Here is a 21,070-nt window from a genome sequence, read left to right as displayed (position 1 = left end):
TGCAGGGAATGGATGTCAATACAAAGGCTTTAAAGAAAAATGCATTCCGCGTCACAAAAGAGCGCGGCAAAACAGCCTCCCGTGTCCGTGTGCCAGGCGGCCATATGGATGCCAGTTATCTGTCCATGATACAGGATATCGCAGAGAAGTACGGCAACGGAACGGTACACATTACCAACCGGCAGGGATTTGAGATCCCCGGCATAGACTATGCGGATATGCCCAAAGTCAATGAGATGCTTCAGCCCATTATAGAAGGGCTGGACATCAACCAGACTGACCCAGGCACAGGTTATCCTGCCTCCGGCACCAGAAATGTAAGTGCCTGCATTGGAAACCGTGTATGTCCTTACGCCTGCTACGACACCACCGCATTTGCACAGCGGATTGAAAAAGCCATCTTCCCCAATGATCTGCATTTCAAGATCGCTCTCACCGGATGTCCCAATGACTGCGCCAAGGTCCGCATGCACGATTTCGGCATCATGGGCATGACGCTTCCCCGCCTGGACCCTGATCGGTGTGTAAACTGTGGTGCCTGCGTGAAATACTGCCGCCGCAAATCCGTGGAGGCTCTGGAGACCGTAAACTACCGCCCAAAGAGAAACGAAGAAAAATGTATCGGCTGCGGCGAATGTGTCCTGAACTGCCCTGCTTCCGCATGGACCAGGGACGAAAAGAAATATTACCGCCTCACACTTCTCGGACGAACCGGAAAGAGAAACCCGCGTCTGGGCGAAGACTTCATCAAATGGGCGGATGAGGACAGTATAATTAAGATCATCCTGAATACCTACAAATACGTGGAACACTATATCGACCGCTCCGCACCGGGCGGCAAGGAACACATTGGCTATATTGTGGACCGCACCGGATTTGAGGAGTTTAAAAAATGGGCGCTTGACGGCGTGGAACTGCCGGAAATCGCAGAGGTCACCACACCTATGTATTGGAAAGGCGTCCACTATACAAAATAACATCCTGCACGGCATAAACCGGGCGGCAGACAACAGTAAGTCTCTTTGCAAAGCTCCTGTTGTCAGAAAAAGAAACAGCACAGTGAATCGCCTCCGCAGTTCTCTGTGCTGTTTTCTATGCTTCTATTTTGTGATGTTTCCGTCCACATCCCACAGATCTTCCCAGCCCTTTGCACCGGCCCAGAGAAATACCTGGCCTTTTACCAGGCGGCAGTTCTTGTCGGCAAGACGGATCTTCTCCATCTCCTCATCTGTGAGCGGGTCCTCGGTGGTACATTTCAGATTACTGATATATTGTGGTTCCTTCACAGAGAAGGGGATTGGCACCTGTCCCCGCTGCACAGCCCATTTCAGGCACACGACTGCCGGGTGTATCCCGTGTGCTTCCGCGATCTCCAGGATTTCCGGCATCTGGGTATCCGCAACATCCTCAGAGGTCCTGTCACGCTCCGGGCGTGAAGGGGAGCCAATGGGACAGTAGCCGATTGGCACGATATTGTGTTTTTGCACGTAATCAAACAATTCCGGCTGCTGAAAGCCCGGATGAAGCTCCATCTCAATGGCTGCAGGCTGGATCTTGCAGAGGGGAAGCACTGCTTCCAGCTTCGGTATGGTCATATTAGACATGCCGATGTGGCGCACAAGCCCCTCCTCCAAAAGCTGCTCGCACTGTCTCCACACACCCATGAACTCCTCTATGGAAAAGGGTTTGGAATCCGGGTTCCTGGAATCCCCGTCACACCCCGGTGCATGATAATTGGGAAACGGCCAGTGTACAAAGTACAGATCCAGATAGGAAAGACCCAGATCCGCAAGGCTCTGCTTACAGGATGCTATGACCTCCCCCTCCCCGTGCATGTCATTCCACACTTTTCCGGTGATAAACAGTTCCTCTCTCTTTACAACTTGATCTTCAAAGAGCCTCCCAAGGACAGCGCCGATCTCTTTCTCGTTCTGGTAAACGGAAGCGCAGTCTATAAGGCGGTATCCGCTTTCGACGGCACCATATACGGCGTCAGATACTTGCTTTGCAGAATATTTATCAGAACCAAAGGTACCGATACCCATAGCGGGCATCCTGGCACCTGTATATAAAGTTTTGTATGGTACTATTGCCGGGTCTACTCCTTTTGCCATAATAAACCTACCTTTCATCCTGGTCGCCGAAAATAACCGCAACCTTGCCGCACTGTCCGCCTGCCATCAGCTTATAAGCCTCTCCGGCTCTCTCAATGGAAAATTCATCTGTGATCAGGTCCTCCGGATGGATGTTCCAGCGCACCAGCCGTTCCACCAGTTCTTCCATCCTCCACAGACTTGTCACCCAGGAACCGTAAATGGTCTTCTGTCCGTGAATAATATCCGGGCTTGGATTGAAGGTACAGGTACCGCCCTCTCCCACAAATGCAATTTTGCCCCACTCTCTTGTGGCACGGATGGCAAGCTGGCGGCCTGCATCATTGGCACTGGCATCAATGGCCCGCTCTACGCCATGGCCTCCGGTCACTGCCAGAATTTCATCCAGGGTGTTCTCGCCTGGTTTAAATACATGGTCCACAAGCCCCAATTTTTTAGCCAGATCAATGCGGTACTCATTCATTTCCACACCGATCAATTTATTCGCCCCCAGCGCTTTGGCAAGCATAAGGGCCGCCAGTCCTACAGGTCCCAGCCCTGTGACCAAAACCGCATCATTTCCGCTGATACCGATCTTTTCAATCGCCTCATAAACCGTACCGAATCCGCAGGCTACCTGTGCACCGTCTTTGTATGTAAGTTCATCCGGAAGGGCGATCAGGTCTTTCTCCTCTGCCAGTATGTACGGAGCCATACCGCCGTTTCTCTGCCAGCCGTATGCCTGGCGGAATTTGCTTTTACAGGAAATATAATATCCTCTGCGGCAGTCATTGCACACTCCGCATCCGGAAATGTGATAAACGATCACTCTGTCACCTTTTTTGAATCTGCGGAGGCCTTCGCCTTCCTCCACGATCACACCGCAGGGTTCATGGCCTGCCACCATGCCGGGAATATACCCCTCCGGTCCTTTTCCCACGTGTTCCCTGTAAATGCAGCGGATATCACTGCCGCAGATCGTGGTTGCCTTTGTCTGGATCAGCACCTGTCCATGGCCCGGTTTGGGCACATCGAACTCTTTCATTTCAACCGAGCTGTTCCCCGGAAGTATCGCACCTGCCATTTTTTTCGGAAGCATTTTCACTGCCATAATCGTTATCCTCCCAATCCTTCAATTCCAGCGTTTTCTGCTGTTTTTTATTTGTCCTTATTATACCATTCTGCCTGCAGGTTATTAGAGATATCTGCGACACCTTGAAATCTATCATGTCGTGTTTTCGTATATTTTACAGATTCCCAAGTCCATGCTGATCTCCTCTCCGGAAAAGGATACGGTAAGTGCCTGACCCGGCTTCTGCCTCCATATAGCCACTTTTCTGTACAAAGGAAAGGCTGTCCGCCTCCAGAACCTCTTCTGCCTCGTCCAAGCGCACGCTGGCAGTGGTATTGGCAGGGATCCTGACTGTAAGTATAACCTTGTCATCCTCCCTTTCCCAGCGCACACCCTCCTCCCCATAGATGGAATGATAAGTACCGTCCACGAACTGCAGGCCGCCGCCTATGCGCGGATAAAAAGCAGCATGTTTGAAACCTGTGCAGGCTTCATCAGCCTCAATACCGGCCATGACCCGGTACATCCATTCTCCGATGGCGCCGTAAGCATAATGGTTAAAGGAATTCATGCCGGGGCTCCACATGGAACCGTCGGGCTTAATGCCGTCCCAGTGTTCCCAGACCGTAGTGGCACCCATTTTCACCTGATACAGCCAGGAGGGGAAATCCTCCTTCAGAAGCAGATCATAAGCCTCTTTTACACACCCGTTCTGACTGAGGGCATGACAGAAATACGGTGTACCCACAAAACCGGTGACCAGATGCCCGTTTTCCTTATCCAGGAGCCGTTTCAGTCCCGCCACAGTCTTCTTCACATATGCCTGCGGTACCAGTTTGAAATACAAGGCAACAATATGGGCTGTCTGTGTCTGGGCAGTCATGGTTCCGTCATCCTTAAAAAATGTCCTCTGGAATTTTTCCACAATATGGCTGTACAGCTTTTCATATTCCCGGGCAGTCTCCTCTTTCCCAAGGACTCTTGCCATCTTTGCAAAAAGTCCGGTGGAATACGCATAATATGCCGTACAAGTCAGGTCATTGGGCGTAGCGCCGAAATAGCTCCCCTCCTCCGCGTCCAGGGCAACCCAATCCCCAAACTGCAGTTTATAATTCCAGATATGATCTTCCGAATGACACCTCATGAAATCAATCCAAGCTTTCATACTGCTGTACTGCCTCTCTAAAATGGCCTTATCCCCATACATGAGATACAAAGTCCAGGGATTGATCACTGCCACGTCCGCCCAGGCTGCTGCGGAATGAGGCCCCTGTCTCAGAAGCCAGTTTCCGTCCGTACGGCCCTCTTCTATATTGGGCACCACATGGGGCACGCCCCCTTCCGGTGTCTGGTCCGCCTCCACATCTCTGAGCCACTTTTTATAAAAGGTGTAGGTATTCATAAGATAGCAGGCGGTACGGCAGAAAATCTGTGCATCCCCTGTCCATCCCAGGCGCTCGTCTCTCTGGGGACAGTCTGTGGGCACATCCAGAAAATTCCCCTTCAGCCCCCACAGGTAATTGTGGTGAAGCTGATTTAAAAGCGGATGGGAACAGGTTATGTTTCCTGTCCTCTCCATCTCTGAATGCAGGGTACAGGCCGTAAAATTTTCTTTCTCTGCCTCTCCGGGCCAGGAGACTATCTTTGCATACTGAAAGCCCATATAAGTAAAATGAGGATGGTAAGTGACGGTTCCCTCTCTGGCAAATGTATATTTCATGGAAGCCTTTGCATGCCGCAGATTATCCAGATATACGTTCCCTTCATGGTCCAGCACCTCAAAACAGTGCAGCTCGATCACGTCACCCGGTTTTCCGTATGCAGTCACCCGGATGCGTCCTGCCAGGTTCTGGCCGAAATCAACGACCAGTTCCCCTTTCGGCGTTCTGAAGATCCGCTTTGCAGGCAGTTCATCCATTACCCGGACCCTGGAACCGCTCTGTGCCCGGAGAACCCCTGTATCAAAGGGTACCAGTACCACATCTCTCCATTCTCCCTGTGGGGCTGCATCCACGGCCCAACCTGGGATTTCTTTCGCCGCATCATAAATTTCGCCGTTGTAAATATCCGCAAACACAACCGGAGCGTCACACCCCTTCCAGGATGGGCCGGTGCACACTGTCTCTGTACTTCCGTCCTCATACCGGATATATATCTGCATGGCAAATCCGGTTTTGCTGCCATAGTTGTTTCTGGCACGTGTAAGACCCATAATTCCCTTATACCATCCGGCGCCCAGCATGGCCCCTGCCACATTTATGCCTTCTTTCAGAGCAGAAGCCACATCATAGGTCTGATACAGCAGATGTCTGCGGTAGGAGGTCCAGCCCGGTGTCATCTCGTCTTCCCCCACCTTCTCCCCGTTCAGATAAAAGTTATAAAGACCAAGGGCAGTGGTATATGCGTAGGCTTCCCTTACTTTTCCCTTTACCCGGAAAGTTCCCCTTACATATGTGCCTTTTGACTCCTCTTTATAGGAATCATCCGTCTCCCCGGAGACAAACGGAGCCTTAAGACCCTCATCCAAAAGAGATGTGACAAACCAGGCCGTTTCACTCCATCCTGTCTCCTCTTCTGCTGTCCATACCCGGACGCGGACAAAATATTTAGATGCCGGCATGATCTCTGTATCCTTAACAAAAATATGCGCTGATTCACGGTCCTGTATTTGCCCGCTGTCATATATAAGTTCCGAAAATGCCCGGTCCGCTGCGATCTGCAGTCTGTAGCTTGTCTGCACCACATTTCTTCTGTCACTTTCCAGTTCCCATCCAAACTGCGGCATAGCCTCCACGCCCACCGGATTGACCTGATAATCCATATGTATCTTTTTTACTTTCAGCATTCTGACTCCTTTTCTATCCTGAATATACAGTAATGTCCCGTCCATTCACAGTCTCGGACAAAAACCCATGCAGGACCACAGCGACGTGCCCGGCTGCCCTCCAAGTGTCATCCATCTTCTGTATTACTTTTCAGAAGCATAGACAGAGCATCCTGCCATCCTCTGTATTTTCTTTCCCGCTCTGCCCCTGACATCACAGGTGTATAAAACGTGCCGTGTTTTCCTTCAAAAAGCATCTCCTTTTTGTAGATCCCGCACCCCAGTCCCGCAGCATAAGCCGCCCCGATTCCGGACAGCTCCTCGGCATCCGGCACATAAACGGTGCTGCCCAGAATATCACTTTGAAACTGCATCAGCCATTTATTGTTGGTGGGCCCGCCGTCAACACGCAGTTCTATACGGGGAACCTCCCCCGCCTTTTTCATAAGAGACACCACATCTGCGATCTGATATGCAATACTTTCAAGCCCTGCCTTGACCAGCTCGGACTTTCCTGTTGTACGGCTCATGCCGCAGAAGGCAGCCGACACGTCGCTTCTAAAGTAGGGCGCCCCAAGTCCGGTAAATGCAGGTACAAGATATGTCTTATCCGCCGGATTGGCTTCACGGGCCAGGGTTTCCGACTCCCCCGGGGCAGTCAGCAGGCCAAGCCTGTCCTTCATCCAGGTGATCACGGCACCGGTATAATTGATATTTCCTTCCAGTACATACCGGACCTCCCCCTCTGTCTTCCAGGCAAGGGAGGTCACAACTCCCAAATCCGAAAATACGGGCTTTTCCCCGATATTCATCATAATAGAAGATCCGGTGCCGTAGGTGGTTTTCATCATCCCCCGCCGCAGACACCCCTGTCCGAACAATGCTCCGTGGGAATCTCCCAGAACACCGTGTATGGGCACTGCATGGGGTAAGAGTCCTTCAAAGTCTGTCTCTCCGAAGAAACCGTCGGAATCTGTGACCTGCGCCATACACGCCTTTGGTATCCCGAAATAAGCCAGAAGTTCTTCATCCCACGCAAGGGCGGTAATATTAAAAAGCTGTGTTCTGGATGCGTTGGAGTAATCTGTCCTGAATTCTTTTCCTTTGGTCAGGCGGTATACAAGCCAGGAATCCACTGTGCCGCAGCAGATATTTCCCCGTTCGGCCTCCGTTCTGACACCCGGAACTTGTTCCAGGATCCAGGCCAGCTTGGCTGCGGAAAAATAGGGTGATAAAAGCAGCCCGGTCCGCTTCCTGACCTCTTCTGAGACGCCGCTTTTTTCCAGCCTCTTACAGATGCCTTCTCCTCTGGCACACTGCCATACAATTGCGTTATATACAGGTTTTCCTGTGTGACGGTTCCAGGCAAGCGCTGTCTCCCTCTGGCTGCTGATGCCCACACAGGCAATCTTTCCCTTGTCTATCCTGCTTTGTTCCAACAGATCCTTTACAGTTTTCAGGGTATTTTGGTAGATTTCCTCCGGATCATGCTCCACCCATCCTTTCTCATCTATAAGCTGGGCGTGGCATTTATCCGTGCGCAGAAGCAGATCTCCCCGGCCGTCAAACAGCATAGCCTTGGTGCCCTGGGTACTCTGGTCTATTCCGATACAATATGTTTGCTTCATCCCAATAACTCCACTGCCTTTTTGGCGATCCCTTCTTTGTTCAGACCATAATGATCAAATACTTCCTTTGATGTTCCCGTGATCACAGGGGCGTCCGGAAGTGCCATACAGGCTGTCCTTTTCGGGCAGTCTGCACCTATTATCATGCTGACCATGGAACCAAGACCGCCGTATGGCGCATGTTCCTCCACAGTGATCACTGCTTTTGCACGGGAGGCCGCCCGGATCACCGCTTCCTCGTCCAGCGGTTTCAGACAGTACATATCAAGGACTGAGGCAGAGATGCCTTTCTCCTGCAGTATCTCTGCCGCCTCCATGGCAGGGCGCACCATCTCCCCGCAGGCGATGAGTGCCACGTCTGTACCGTCCCGAAGGATAGTTGCCCTGTCCATAACAAACGGTACATTCTCCTCTGTATAGATGTCCTCCACCGGATTTCTCCCCACACGGATGTAAGCCGGTTTCTCATCCTTTAAAAGGTTCTCAATGAGCTTTTTGGTCTGGTGCCGGTCACTGGGCACATAAACACGCATATTGGGAATTGCACACATAGCTGCAAAATCCTGGGCAGAATGATGGCTCATGCCCAGTGCCCCATAGCTGATGCCTCCGCTGATACCGATCAATTTTACATTTGTATCGGAGTAGGCCACATCCACCTTTGCCTGCTCATAACTTCTGGTGCTTAAAAAACAGGCCGGGGATGCTGCAAAAGGCTTCTTGCCTGCCTTGGCCATTCCCGCGGAAATACTCACCAGATTCTGTTCCGCTATCCCCACCTCCACAAACTGTTCCGGATGTGCCTCTGCAAAAGGAGCCAGGGAAGCGCTGCCTCTGGAATCACTACAGAGCACTACAATATCTTTATCGGTATCCGCGTGCTCATTTAATACATGGCAGATCGCCTGCCTGTTAGGTATTTTATTCATTGCGGGCTGCCTCCTCTTTTTCTGTTAATTCCCTCACAGCCTGTTCATACTGCTGGGCTGTGGGCACTTTGTGATGCCATTCTGCCGCATTTTCCATAAAGGAGACCCCGCAGCCCTTTATGGTATCCGCTATGACAACTGCAGGCCTTCCCTTCGCCTTTCTTGCTCTCTCAAATGCCTTTAAGAGCGCATCCGCATCATTCCCAGCCGCCGTCAGCACCTCCCAGCCAAAGGCTGCAAACCGGGCGGCCAGATTGTCATGATGCATGATATCCTCCGTACACCCGGATATCTGCAGGCGGTTTCTGTCCACAACTGCCAGAAGGTTATCAAGACCATACTGGGAGGCCGCCATAACCCCCTCCCATACAGATCCCTCGGCCAGTTCACCGTCCCCCATTACCGTATAAACACGGCTTGGCCGCTTATCCATCCTGCATGCCTTTGCAATGCCCACACAGACAGGAAGCCCATGCCCCAGGGAACCGGAATTCATCTCAATACCGGGCAGCTTATTGTTGGGATGCCCAATATATTTTGAGCCAAATACAGAAAACTGTTCTTTCACTTCCTCTGCCGGAAAAAAACCCTTTGCAGCCAGAACTGCATAATAAGCCTCCACCGAATGCCCCTTACTCATGACAAAATAATCCCTGTCCGGGTCATCCTGATTCTGCGGACTTATATTCATCTCTTTAAAATACAGCGCTGTCAGTATGTCCATCACACTGAAATCACCGCCGATATGGCCTGTTTTGGCCCGGTAAACCATGTCCAGGACATCTCTTCGCATGGCATATGCCTTTGCTTTTAAATCATTCATCTGTCTTTGCTCCTTTATTTAACCGGGTTATAAACCGCTTCCCTGACTTCATCCTCCACCGGGTCATATAGATCCGGTGTCACGCCTATATATTTACATGCTTCATACAAAATAGGGACCACGTTCTTATGGATACCCACACAGTGATGGATGTAGGGGCCGCAGACCAGTTTGTTTTCCAGCCGTTTTAAGTTCTCCACTTCCACCCATACATAGGTCCCCTTTGTGTAAGGCCCTTCCACACCCCTGGCGCTGCCAAGAAGCAGAGAATACTCCCCGTTATCACCGTCGAAACGGCACAGGGTCATCTCACCGTGCTTTGCCTCTGCCTCCACTGCCCCCGGATGCTCAAAGGCAAGAGGATATCCTATAGCCGGTTTCTCCTTTGCCACAGAAACAGGCCATGGGCCGCAGTGCTGAAGCAGCTCTCCGTTCTCATTGTCAGGATGGCGTACGGTCCAGTCCGCGAAAAAGGTACGTGCCTCATCCATGCCGGCAGCCTCCGCCATAACCGCTGTAACGGCACCATGGATATCCGTCTCACATACAACAGGGATCCCTTCCTCATTAAGCAGGGAGTTGGCGGCGCAGGGCATAATGCCGATCTCACCCTGCAAAGCGTTCCAGCACTGGATGGCAATGGCATTGCATCCGTATTTCTTTGCAAGGTTTTTCATGGCCACTTTCAGGGCCGCCACATTTTCCAGCTCATGTTCCCTGATCTTTATATACATATTTTCTTTGCACCAGGCAGCCACCTCTGCAGCTTCAGTACCCTCCTCTTTTACCCTCTTTATCTCTGCGGTCAGCTCGGGAATGGGCACCGGGGAAAGCTGGATATTAAATTTTTCCAGCAGCTCTCCCTCATTGCACATGGTTGACCAGAAATCAAAGGGACGGGGCCCAATCTGTAAGATCCTGGTGCTTCTAAATGCCTTCACCACGTTACACACAGCCAGGAAATTGGAAATGCCATTGGCAAATTCCGGGTCTGTCAGCCTGCAGTTTGTCAGGTATGTAAAAGGAATCCCAAATCTTCTGAATACCTTTCCCGTTGCAAAAAGCCCGCACTGGCTGTCCCTTAACCGGATCCCGTTCTCATCCGGCCGCTCATCTCTCGGCCCCCACAGAAGAACAGGGATCCGCAGTGTTTTTGCAAGCCTTGCGCACACATACTCTGTACCGAAATTACAGTGCGGAAGGAAGAGACCGTCCACCCCTGCTTTTAAAAACTTTTCAGCTATCTGCGAAACATCCCCGTCATCGTAGAGGAGTCCTTCCTCATTTATATCCTCAATATCCACCACCTCTATGCCCAGTTCCAAAAGGCGGGCTTTTGTAAGAGCTGCATATTTCAGGGCATCCGGGGCGCTGAAAATACTTCTTCTGGTTGGGGCAAAGCCCAGTTTTATCCGTTTCATTTATATATCCTCACTTATCTCTCTTTACTCTATTCCTTTTATCTCCCTGCACGCCCGGAGAAAATACCGTATCTGTGTATCGGGGACCTGACTGTCAATGCCCACACAGGACACGGACACCTTTCTGCCGTTTTCCTGCCCATCCCTTACAAGGGCCTGCACCTCCTCCGTGATCTGGGTTTCTGAGGCGCTCATCAGACGGACCGGGCTGTATCTGGCATTCAAAAACACACCCGGCAGCTTTCCCCGGACCGCCTTTATATCAGAGAAGGCCCCCACCTCGGCGAACGCGAGGTTCTTTATCTTGGAATACCCATCCACCACGTGTTCCATACTTTTCCCACAGTGATGGATGCCAAATTGTCCGAAGGCATCTGCCAGCCTCCGGTCGTGCTTCAGGAGAAATTTTTCATATATATCATTGGACACCATCTCAACGGAACAGTTTGAAGTCAGATATACATCCGGCACCGTCCTGCGGACAATGGCGGTCACTCCACCTGAAATATCACCGGAAAGACGGTAAAAACGTTTTCCCACTTCCAATGAAAGCTCCGTTATCTTTTCCAACAGAGCTTCCACCTCCCCCGGGGCTGTATAATAGGAGAGGAGCACCTCCTGCCCCATAAGGTCCATGGCTATATTCTGGATTCCCATGAGGTTCACATAGGTCTCCACATAGCCGAATCTCTCTTTCAGGTAATCCATCTGTTTCTGTATTCCGGCCCATACCGGGCTTTCATCCAGATTGGGCACTTTCACCTCCCCTATGGCATCCTCATCCAGATTCAGACATTCCACCTGCGGCGAATTATCTGCCTGGAAGCGTATCCGGCAGCCCAGTATCTCAGAATGCAGATACCCTGCTGCCAGCAGGTCTGTGCCCAGAAGCGGACGTCTCTTTGGCTCCTTATCCCCAATCCCGTAATCCCCGAAGTGTTCGTACAATGTTTTTCTCATGCGCACATCACATTCTATCCGGTACCTGGGGTCATCAAAAAATTCCTGGGTAAAATCCACGCCGGCATTCTTATGCCACCAGCTTGGATGAAAGGTTATATCATATCTCATAGTCCTGTCTTTTCCTCCAACTCATGCAGACGCCTGTACAGTCTTTCCTGTTCCTCCGGTGTTTTGCAGTATGTCACACAGATCAGGCGCTGCCCCGGCCTCCAAAGCTGTTCAAAAGCCCGGAAGCTGTTTTCCTCATCTCCCACTGCCCTGGCATTGAGAATAATTCCGCTGTGGGCAAACGCCTCACCAAACACCCCCGGATCATTTGGACTGGGATCTGTCTCAATGGTAAATGCCCCGTCTGCGCTGAGGATATTCCCGAACCCCTTCACCATGGGGATTTTTTTCTCCCACACGCCGCAGGAATGATATGCCATGCCGCCCAGGATATTTCCGATCCTCTCGTCTGATCCCTGAAAAAGTTCCCGGTAATCCTCACCGCTTATCATGATAGAGGTATCATCACTGAGTCCCACACCCGCAAAAGCCCTGCTGCTGGCAAATCCATGTCCCGGGCTTGCAAGTGCATCACCGATCAGTTTTTTCTGTTCCTGCAGAAAGCCGATCAGAAGGTCCGCACACAGTGCCGCAGCACTTTTCAGTCCATCCGGGTTCTCGAAAACTTCCATGAACAGGTCTGTCACCGGAAGCAGGTACGTGAGCATATTGAGGGGCGACTGGATATCGCTGAAGGATACCGGAACCTTTCCCTTGGTCTTATCCATGAAATATTCTATCATTTCCAGGTTCCTGCGGCCCTCCGGTGTCTGTGATATGGGGACAAAGTCCGCATCCAGGATTTCCCGGGAAGATGAAAATTTCGCCTTAACGCTGGGCGCCTGCTGGGGCAGCCACTGGTAACTGCTGCCGAAACAGGATGCAATATACCCAATTCCATACCACGGCTCCAGAAAATTGGCGATATCTGCTTTATAATCCATGCTTTTTTTCAGGGCCCCGAGCTGCAATGCCAGAGATTCTCCGTAATCCCTGCATTTATCATAAAATACGCCGTCTGCCCGCACTCTCCGGTACACCAGCAGACCCTGTTGTCCTTCCCAAAAATCCCTGTTTTTTTCCAGCATGGAGGCTTCATATTCCCCATATGCTTCAAGATCAAAGTTTTCCGGGTCTATGGGCGCCACCTGCGTCCCCTGGGAATCTCTCAGTGTCGTGTCAAATTTTATCTGTTTCAAAATATTTCTCCCTATTCATAATCCTCCACCTTTTTAACCGCAGCTTCCCAGGCATCCCTGTAATATGTCTCAACCTGTTCCATACCAAGCTGTCCGGCCTGTGCCCTCATGGACTCCCAGAGTTTTTCAAACTCCTGCTCATCCTGTGCATAGACCATTTTCCATGAAATGTCCCGGACGATCTCACCGATAGCCGAAACTTTTGTCTTCATCTCATCCGACGCGGTGGGTATCATATTGACTGCCATGGTGGATTTTGCTATCATATCATTTTTCCTCAGATACTCACCGATGGTATCTGTGCCTAAAAATCCATTGATCTCCCGCTGAACCAGCGTCTCGTTATTTTTCCCGCTGTCCGGCCAGTACCTGTAACTGATGGTGTGTCCGTCTTCCATAACTGTGGACGCCTGGAGTCCAAGGGCATTGAAGGGGTCAATACCGTCTGCAAAGGAGCCGCCGTTCTCAAACGGCATCAGATCCTCTGACTTATTATTGATGATCTCCCAGCCCTCTTCTGTGACTTTCGGCGTTTTCTCACTGTCATACTCCCACAGACATCCCTCCGGCCCGTTATACAGATATTTTTCCACCTGAGGATCATAAAACCAATTGAGAAATTCACATGCCTTCTCTGGATTTCTGCAGTTTTTGCTGACTGCATAGTACCAGTTCCTTCCAATGGTCTGGTCCGGGGCTTCATAAATCTTCATATCGTCCGCCGGAATATTTACATAACCGTCCGGAATGTATTTGTTATTCACATGTCCGGAAGGAACATCATTGTAGGTTCCTGTCAGCCAGGAAAACCAGGAGAACAGGATCCGCCCCTGACTGAATTTTTTCTCCAGGTTACTGTAACTCTGGGTCCTGGAATCCGGGTCAAGAAGACCTCTCTGGTTGGCTTCATAATAAAAGTGGAGTGCCCGCTTATAAAAACTGTTCTCGTCCAGTATGGAACTGGTGGCCTTTGTCAGAACATTTGTCTCCATGAGAGGTGATATATACTCGGTGTCAATACCGTAGAAATAAGAGAGGGCCGCAATCTCCAGAACCGAATATTTATCCCAGTCGGTAAAAAGTGAAAATCCGTATACCTTCTCCCCGTTTTGGGTGTATGGCTTGATCTCCACCATTTTCTCCACAACATCAAGATAATCCTCCAGCGTTTCCACCTTTGGCTTTCCTGCTTTCTTGTAAGTATCCCACTGCAGCATGGGCATCCAGTTGTAAGCATTCTCTGAGACAGGGCCTATGGAAGTGGGCATAATATATAAATTTCCTGTTTTGCCGCTGTTGTACTCTCTGGAATAATCCACTGCCTTCTCATAATACTCAGTCTCGAATATGGATGGAAGAATCTCCTCATACTCATTAAGCGGCAGCAGCAGCCCCGCGTCCATGGCCATCTGTGCCTGGTCCAAATCCTTAAAGCCTATAATATCCGGAAGGTTACCGGATGCCATATACTGCTTCAGCTTCTGCTCTACTCCGGTCCCGGTGGGATAAAATTCTATTTTGATATTCGTATCCTCATAAAGCTTTCTGGCTGCCCATCCTTCCCAGATCCCTGCGTCTGCCGTAACTGCCTGTTGGACAAAAGCCGTCAGCACTACATCATTTTCCCCGTTTTCCTCAGTCAAAGCACTTTTGCCCCCGGCTCCGCATCCTGTCAGGACCAAAACCGCCGTCCCTGCCAAAACAACCTTCTTTTTCCATCCTGTTTCAGCCTGTTTCTTCCTTCTGCCCTTATCTGATCCAGTCATTTCCTCTTCCTCCCGTATCTGCATCCTTTGGTATCGTAATTGCATTTTTTAATATCCACTGCTATAATATAGGCATCTTAAACCGCCATTTTACTGTCTTCATTATAACAGATAACACTATACATTCCCATAAACAAGGAGATACCCATGATCAAGAAACTGGCATCCGGATATTATTCTAAAATGCTGCTGATTTGTATCATCACTGTATGTACGGTCACCGTTTCTCTTTTTCTTTTAAGCAGCCGCCTCATTAAGGAGCAGGAAAAAAATGATTTTCTCAAAGATTATGATATTGTGATCAGCAATCTCTCCGCCATCCTGACTGCCAGGCAGAATTCCATGGCCAACACCCTGGCCCCTGTATTTTCCAGCGAATCCAGATACCAGTCACTCTGCAGGCTTTACAGAGAAGGCTTTTCCCCTGATTCCTCCACAAACTATTCCATTGTGCAGATGCTGGGGGAGATCTGCCGGTATGACCAGAATCTGCGCGGCATTCTTCTGCTGACCAGAACAGGACGGCTTTACCAGTACAGTCCCGCTTACGACACCATCACGCCCCTGAAGCTCAGTCAGAACACTTATAAGATGGAACCTTACCGGCTCCGTGTCCTTTCTGATGCCCAGCTTGATTCCCTCAGCTCCGAATATGAAAAACCGGGGGATCATGTGTACGGCCTTACAGGAACAGTTTTTGACTACTCCGGAGACGAGCTGATCCCCTTTGGACAGATGATCCTTCTGTATGGGGTATCAGAGTTTTCCAATGCCATAGCAGACTCCCATCTGAACGAATCGGGAGTCTTCACCATTACGGACAAGGAGGATCATATTATCTATAACTCCGCAGGTGAATACACCTCACCGAAAGATCTGATCCTTCCTGACATCACCTCTGTTGATGGCAATACCCAGCAGACCTCCGCGGTCCGCCGGATGCTGCATGGGGACCCTTATTACCATGCCTGGACAGGCAGCAGCCGCTATGAATATTATACCGGCTACCAGATTCCCGCTTCCCTGGTAGAAAACAGCTTTTCCCAGATAATCCTGGCATCCCTCGCCCTTTTTATCTGCCTTTCATCCATTCTTCTCTACGTGGTCACCCTGCGTACTTCAGACCGGAAGATCAAGACCATCCAGGCCGGTATGGGCCTTGTAGGACAAAACAACCTGGAATACCGGCTGCCCGTACCGAAAAGCAATGATGAATTCACACAGATCATCAGCAGCTTCAACGGCATGTGTGATGAGCTCCAGCGAAATGTGGAAAAAGCATACCTCTATGAAATATCACAAAAGAAGGCAGAGCTGTATGCCATGCAGACCAGCATCAACCCCCATTTCCTGTATAACACCCTGGAACAGATCCGGGTTCAGATCATGAAGGGTCAGTACAGTGATGCCTCCCAGATGCTGCTGCTTCTCTCAAAAATGTACCGGAACCAGACAAGACGCAACCTCTATGTCTCCATCGGCGAGGAACTGAATCTCTGTGAAAACCTGATCAACCTGTACATGTACCGCTATGGTAACTTTGACTACGAATTCATCATCGGAGGCTCCCTGAAAATTTACGGCATCCCCAAAAACACCCTGCAGCCCCTTATCGAGAATTATTTTGTACACGGTCTTGTCCCGGACCGGGATGACAATTTTCTTACCGTTTCTGTACAGCCGGTAAAACAGAATGGGGAAAACTGGCTGGAATTCTACATTGACGATGACGGTTATTCCATATCCTCAGAAGACCTGGCTGCACTGGAAGAAAAACTTTCCCAGCCTGTCCTAAGCCGCAACGAGGATAACGGTTTTGCACTTTCCAATGTAAATACACGGCTGATGCTGGTATTCGGCAAGGATTCCGGCCTGCATGTCTCCAGAGGTTTCGGAGACCATGGATTCCGGGTAACTTTCCGGATCCCTCCCATGCTTCCTGAAACCCTTGGAAGCCCCCAGGGGTAAGTCTCAGCCAAACATGTAGGAGGCTGTTTTTCCGCAGTAATCCATCTTTCCCTTTTTCAGCGTGCCGTCTTTCCTGTAAAAGCAGATGCCAAAAGTCCTTGGATAGTCATAGCTGCCCTGCACTTTGTCCAGAGATAAGGTCTTCGTCTCATCATCGTACTGCATGGAAATGGCTGCATACTGACCTTCCCGGTACCGGTAGTCCATACCGTTATCCATATAATATAGGAAACGGCCATCCGCACCCTCATAAACCTCAATGGTATCGGCAATGCCTTTTTTGCCGCATTTGCTGTCTACGGGAATTATGGAACCTGCCCGGATAAAAACAGGCTGCCAGGTCACAGGGGCTTCCACCTCATAAGCCCTGCCTCCTGTATATAATTCCTTTGTCTTCTGGTGATACCACTGTGCACCCGACGGGAGATAAACTTCCCAGCTCTTGGGACCCTTCAGCTTCTCATTCTCAGGACCGTATTCCATGGCTTTTGTCACAGGGCAGACCAGATAGGCAGGGCCGTACATAAACTCTCCCGCCATATTCTTTACCTGCGGATCACAGGCAAAGTCAAACATCAGGCTTCGGAACATGGTATAGGAATCCTCCTCAACCATATGGGCCAGGGAATAGGAATAGGGAAGCATCTTATAACGGAAACGAATGTAGGATACTATGGTGTCATAATATTTCTCCCCGGGCTCCCCGAAGTTCCATGGTTCCCTCGGTGTATCTGTTCCGTGGGAGCGCATGACAGGAAGGAAGGTTCCCATCTGCAGCCATCTGGTATATAATTCCCTGTATCCCAGATCCTGTACACCTTTTTCAAAAAGCCCCTGCCAGAACCAGGGCGCCTCCCCCTCACGCACATTGCTGAAGCGGCGGAATCCCTGGGTGGAGCCAGCAAAAAAGGCGCCGATATCCAGTGTCCAGTAAGGGATGCCTGACATACACATGGAGAGCCCTTCGGCGATCTGCCTGCGGAAAACATCCCAGGTGGCCATGATATCCCCTGACCAGAGAACCGTTCCGTATTTTTGAATGGAGAGGGAACCGGAACGGGTCAGGTTTACTACTCTTTTCTCCCTGCACGCTGCCGTCTGATGTTCATAGATCCCTTTGGCATGAGCCAGTGCAAAGTTATTTGCGATCCTTGCATCAAAATATTTTGTCAGCTCACTTTTTGCCAGCTCATACCGCTGTCCATCCTCTCTTTTCTCCAGCCCATTCCAGTCCGGTGTGAAGGGTTCTGTGGAGTCACACCACCAGGCATCCGTGCCCCCTAAAAACAATTCCTGTTCACACTGGCGCCAGTATAGATCCCTGGCTTTTGGGTCAAAGGCATCATAGGTGGAAAGGTTTGCCAAAAGCTTTCCGGCCTCCAGCATTTCCCGGTTATTTTCGCATCCCCGGTTCATATTCGGCCATATCGATACCATGAATGCCGTGTCATCTTCGTGTAGCTGCTCCGTCATGGATGAAAGATCCGGAAAACGGTTTTTATCCATGATCTTGTTGCCCCATTTGCCCTCCTCCCAGGATTTCCAGTCAAGAACCAGGCAGGACAGGGGAATCTGCCTGTCTTTAAATTCCTTCCGGGTATCCAGGATATCTTCCTGGGATACATACCGCTCTTTTGACTGTATGTACCCAAATGCCCAGCGCGGGAGCATGACAGCTTGCCCTGTCAGGCAGCGGATCCCCTCAACCAGTCTGTCAAAACCTTCCCCGGTGATCACATAGTAATTGATCTGATCCGCAGCATCCAAATCCAGACGGATCTCATTCTGAGCTTCCTCGTAAGTCATCAGGCAGTCCGCGTCAAAAACAACCGCATATCCGGCGGAGGACAGGAACACCGGCATGGGGATCTGCATGTTATTCTGATAGAGATACTCTTTCGTATTTCTGTAGTTGTAAATCCCTCTCTCATGCTGCCCCAGTCCGTAAATGGCTTCCTCCCCGCTTATCTTAAATCTAAGCGTACAGGAATAAGAATCCCCTGTCTTCACTGTGGCTGCATTCTCCACAAAGGAGCGCTCTCCGTCAATGGTCTTTTTTGTGACGATCCTGGCTTTTCCGCCCTCGATCATGAACCTGCAGATCTCCCGGGGCGTAAATTCATATTCTGTCTGTACAAGGAACTGTGTCTTATGGTTTTCAAAAATAACAGCTTCTTTTTCCATTCCCGGGGTGCACACAACCGTGTCATAGGTCCCCGGATCTGTTATGGTCATTCCCGGTTCTCTCACCAGCCCATCAGGGGTACACACCACGCGGGTAATAAATCCTGTCTTTTTAATCATCTCTGCCTCCACCTTTTTACCAGTACAAATCCGTTTCTCTCCATTGGTATGTCATTTTCATACACACACCCTAACAGATTATCGTATACGGGAACCTCTGTCTTTACCACAGTATCCCCGGCTGTAAAATTAAAGATATAATAATAGTCTTCGCCGTCCAGCACCCTGTGCACCACTTCCACATTCTTTTCTGCCCTCACCGGGTTGGGGGCTATCCCAGCTTCCCTGCACAGGTCTGCCAAAAGTCCACCCATAGCCTTCTCACTCAGATTGGTCCCCAGATAACAGGCTTTTCCTTTTCCAAAGGAATTTTTGCTGACGATCATAGCACCCTTTTTGTAGTCACTGGTATAGGTTCCCAGAGCCTCCGCCGTTCCCCCCAGCAGGTCACACCACATACCGTCCCCGCTGTCTGCCTCCGTATCTTTTAAAGTCAGATGTACCTGATTACGGTTGCCCGCAAAGATTGGCTCCACCTCCTCCACAGACACACCGAACACATCTGTGAGGCCTGCGGGAAGTGTTTCCGTATATCCCACATTATCTTTGTTTTTTACGGATGTCAGGAATGTGGCAAGTAAGATGCCTCCATTTTCCACATATCTGCGCAGCTTCATCTGAAACGCCCCGGACGTGATAAATGCCGCGGGGAGCACCAACAGTTTATACTTGGAAAAATCAGCGTCAAAGCTGATAACATCCGCATTGTATCCCCGCTCCGCCAAGATCCGGTACATCCTTCCCGCGTAGTCCAGATATTGAAAGTCCGGATCATTGACCGGCTTCATGCGCAGTGCCCAGTGGGAATCATAATCCACACAGACTGCAGCCTGGTTGGAAAATTCCGCTCTCTCCACAGGCGCAAGCTGTTTCAGTAATTTTGCTGTGTCCTGCATTTCATAATATCTGCGTCTCGGAACACCATCCATATCCACAATGGCATAATTGAGCTGTTCCGCTCCGAACGGAAATGTCCTGAACTGAAAATGCAGCATCATGTCCGCTCCGTGGGCAAAAGACTGGATGACGGCCTGTTTCAGTGCTCCCGGATTGGGCTGAACACGCCCGGAACCGCCGAACCGATGGCCGCCGCCCGACATAAATTCCATAACCCAGAAGGGCTTCCCTTCCTTTACTCCCCTGGCAAAGGCGTAAGGGAACGAATCTACCGCCGCGTCCCTGAGGCCCGGGTAATAATCAAATCCGTAGCAGTCCAGATTTTTCGTGCTCTCATAATAGTCAATACTGTTGGTGGCAAGTCCGGTTCCGTTGGTTGTCACCGGATAGTCCGTATATCTGTGCAGGATATCTGCCTGGATATTCTGGTATTCGATCTGGGACCGGCTGCTGAAGCGCTCAAATTCAAGCCTTAAAGTGGGATTTTCAAAGTATACCGGCATATCCTGCCAAGCGCTGACCTCTATTGTATTTACCGGCGGCTTTATCTGGTCAAAATCCTCATAATCCTGTCCCCAGAAGATATTGCCGCTGCGCCTGTTATATTCACGGATGGTCTTATATTTATCTTCCATCCACCTGGAGAACTTTTTCCGGCACACCGGACAGCGGCACCTGCCGGATGCCTCCTGAGCCGGCTCATTGTCAATCTGAAATCCTGAAACGTACGGATTTTTCCCAAAACGCTTTGCGATCTCCTCTGTGATCTTAGCAGAATACTCCCGGTACACCGGATTATTGTAACAGTAGAAACGGCGGCCGCCGAAAGGCCGCTTTTTTCCTCTGTTATCCACATACAGCATTTCCGGATGCCGGTAAACCAGCCATGCCGGAGGGCAGGCGGTAGGCGTGCAGATGATGCTGCGGATCCCTGCTTTTCCGAGACGCTCCACCGCCTCCTCCAGCCACTCAAAATCATATCTGCCTTCCTCCGGCTCCATCCTGCACCAGGCAAACTCCCCCATGCGCACTGTGTTGATGCCGGATGCTGTCAAAAGCTCCATATCATGGTCCAGCTCCCCGACGCTCTTATGCTCCGGGTAATATGCCACTCCATACTGCATGATCCTTCCTC

The 21,070-nt window shown here is 50.4% G+C and carries 14 protein-coding genes; 2 read left to right on the top strand and 12 right to left on the bottom strand.

Annotation, left to right across the window (positions count from 1 at the left end; all coding sequences use genetic code 11):
* Nucleotides 1–8 precede the first annotated feature (8 nt).
* Entirely contained in the window at nt 9–977 is a 969-nt protein-coding gene (asrC, locus tag C6P39_RS12475) for a sulfite reductase subunit C (protein WP_104803990.1), read from the top strand.
* Nucleotides 978–1,100: 123 nt separating this feature from the next.
* Here asrC and C6P39_RS12470 read toward each other — a convergent pair whose 3' ends face one another.
* From C6P39_RS12470 to C6P39_RS12425, 10 genes are all read right to left on the bottom strand, one after another.
* A complete protein-coding gene (locus C6P39_RS12470; protein WP_104803989.1) occupies nt 1,101–2,114 on the bottom strand; it encodes an aldo/keto reductase family protein in 1,014 nt (337 codons plus the stop codon).
* Between the two features lie 7 nt (nt 2,115–2,121).
* The gene (locus C6P39_RS12465) at nt 2,122–3,204 is read right to left on the bottom strand and encodes a zinc-dependent alcohol dehydrogenase family protein (RefSeq protein WP_207657128.1); all 1,083 of its coding nucleotides are present in this window, start codon (nt 3,202–3,204) and stop codon (nt 2,122–2,124) included.
* 136 nt (nt 3,205–3,340) lie between these two features.
* Nucleotides 3,341–6,010 carry an alpha-L-rhamnosidase gene (locus C6P39_RS12460; RefSeq protein WP_104803988.1) on the bottom strand — a complete coding sequence of 890 codons (2,670 nt, stop codon included), beginning with the start codon at nt 6,008–6,010 and terminating at the stop codon, nt 3,341–3,343.
* 107 nt (nt 6,011–6,117) lie between these two features.
* Nucleotides 6,118–7,617, bottom strand: coding sequence for an FGGY-family carbohydrate kinase (locus C6P39_RS12455; protein ID WP_104803987.1), 1,500 nt, complete (start codon nt 7,615–7,617; stop codon nt 6,118–6,120).
* A complete protein-coding gene (locus C6P39_RS12450) occupies nt 7,614–8,546 on the bottom strand; it encodes a transketolase family protein (RefSeq protein WP_095176024.1) in 933 nt (310 codons plus the stop codon). Before C6P39_RS12450 ends, C6P39_RS12455 begins: the two co-directional genes overlap by 4 nt.
* Complete coding sequence (locus C6P39_RS12445) at nt 8,539–9,369, bottom strand: transketolase (protein ID WP_104803986.1); 831 nt, start codon at nt 9,367–9,369, stop codon at nt 8,539–8,541. The genes C6P39_RS12450 and C6P39_RS12445 overlap by 8 nt, the downstream gene beginning before the upstream one ends.
* Before the next feature lie 14 nt (nt 9,370–9,383).
* The gene (locus tag C6P39_RS12440; RefSeq protein WP_104803985.1) at nt 9,384–10,790 is read right to left on the bottom strand and encodes an L-fucose/L-arabinose isomerase family protein; all 1,407 of its coding nucleotides are present in this window, start codon (nt 10,788–10,790) and stop codon (nt 9,384–9,386) included.
* Nucleotides 10,791–10,814: 24 nt separating this feature from the next.
* Nucleotides 10,815–11,861 (bottom strand): uroporphyrinogen decarboxylase family protein, encoded by a 1,047-nt coding sequence (locus C6P39_RS12435; RefSeq protein ID WP_104803984.1) that lies wholly within the window; start codon nt 11,859–11,861, stop codon nt 10,815–10,817.
* A complete protein-coding gene (locus C6P39_RS12430) occupies nt 11,858–13,000 on the bottom strand; it encodes a uroporphyrinogen decarboxylase/cobalamine-independent methonine synthase family protein (RefSeq protein ID WP_104803983.1) in 1,143 nt (380 codons plus the stop codon). Before C6P39_RS12430 ends, C6P39_RS12435 begins: the two co-directional genes overlap by 4 nt.
* 11 nt (nt 13,001–13,011) lie before the next feature.
* Nucleotides 13,012–14,766, bottom strand: coding sequence for an extracellular solute-binding protein (locus C6P39_RS12425; protein ID WP_158661554.1), 1,755 nt, complete (start codon nt 14,764–14,766; stop codon nt 13,012–13,014).
* A gap of 147 nt (nt 14,767–14,913) precedes the next feature.
* On the opposite strand from C6P39_RS12425, the gene C6P39_RS12420 reads away from it, so the two are divergent.
* Nucleotides 14,914–16,734 carry a sensor histidine kinase gene (locus C6P39_RS12420; RefSeq protein WP_104803981.1) on the top strand — a complete coding sequence of 607 codons (1,821 nt, stop codon included), beginning with the start codon at nt 14,914–14,916 and terminating at the stop codon, nt 16,732–16,734.
* A gap of 3 nt (nt 16,735–16,737) precedes the next feature.
* Here the strand turns inward: C6P39_RS12420 and C6P39_RS12415 are convergent, their stop codons facing one another.
* Both C6P39_RS12415 and C6P39_RS12410 read right to left on the bottom strand, forming a co-directional pair.
* Nucleotides 16,738–19,038, bottom strand: coding sequence for a glycoside hydrolase family 31 protein (locus C6P39_RS12415; RefSeq protein WP_104803980.1), 2,301 nt, complete (start codon nt 19,036–19,038; stop codon nt 16,738–16,740).
* On the bottom strand, nt 19,035–21,059 hold the full coding sequence (locus C6P39_RS12410; RefSeq protein ID WP_104803979.1) for a beta-galactosidase: 2,025 nt from the start codon (nt 21,057–21,059) through the stop codon (nt 19,035–19,037). Before C6P39_RS12410 ends, C6P39_RS12415 begins: the two co-directional genes overlap by 4 nt.
* Nucleotides 21,060–21,070 lie beyond the last annotated feature (11 nt).

Source organism: Blautia marasmi, from assembly GCF_900258535.1.
Classification (GTDB): domain Bacteria; phylum Bacillota; class Clostridia; order Lachnospirales; family Lachnospiraceae; genus Blautia; species Blautia hominis.
The sequence above is the reverse complement of the archived record's forward strand: the minus strand, read 5'-3'. Positions and strand labels throughout refer to the sequence as shown.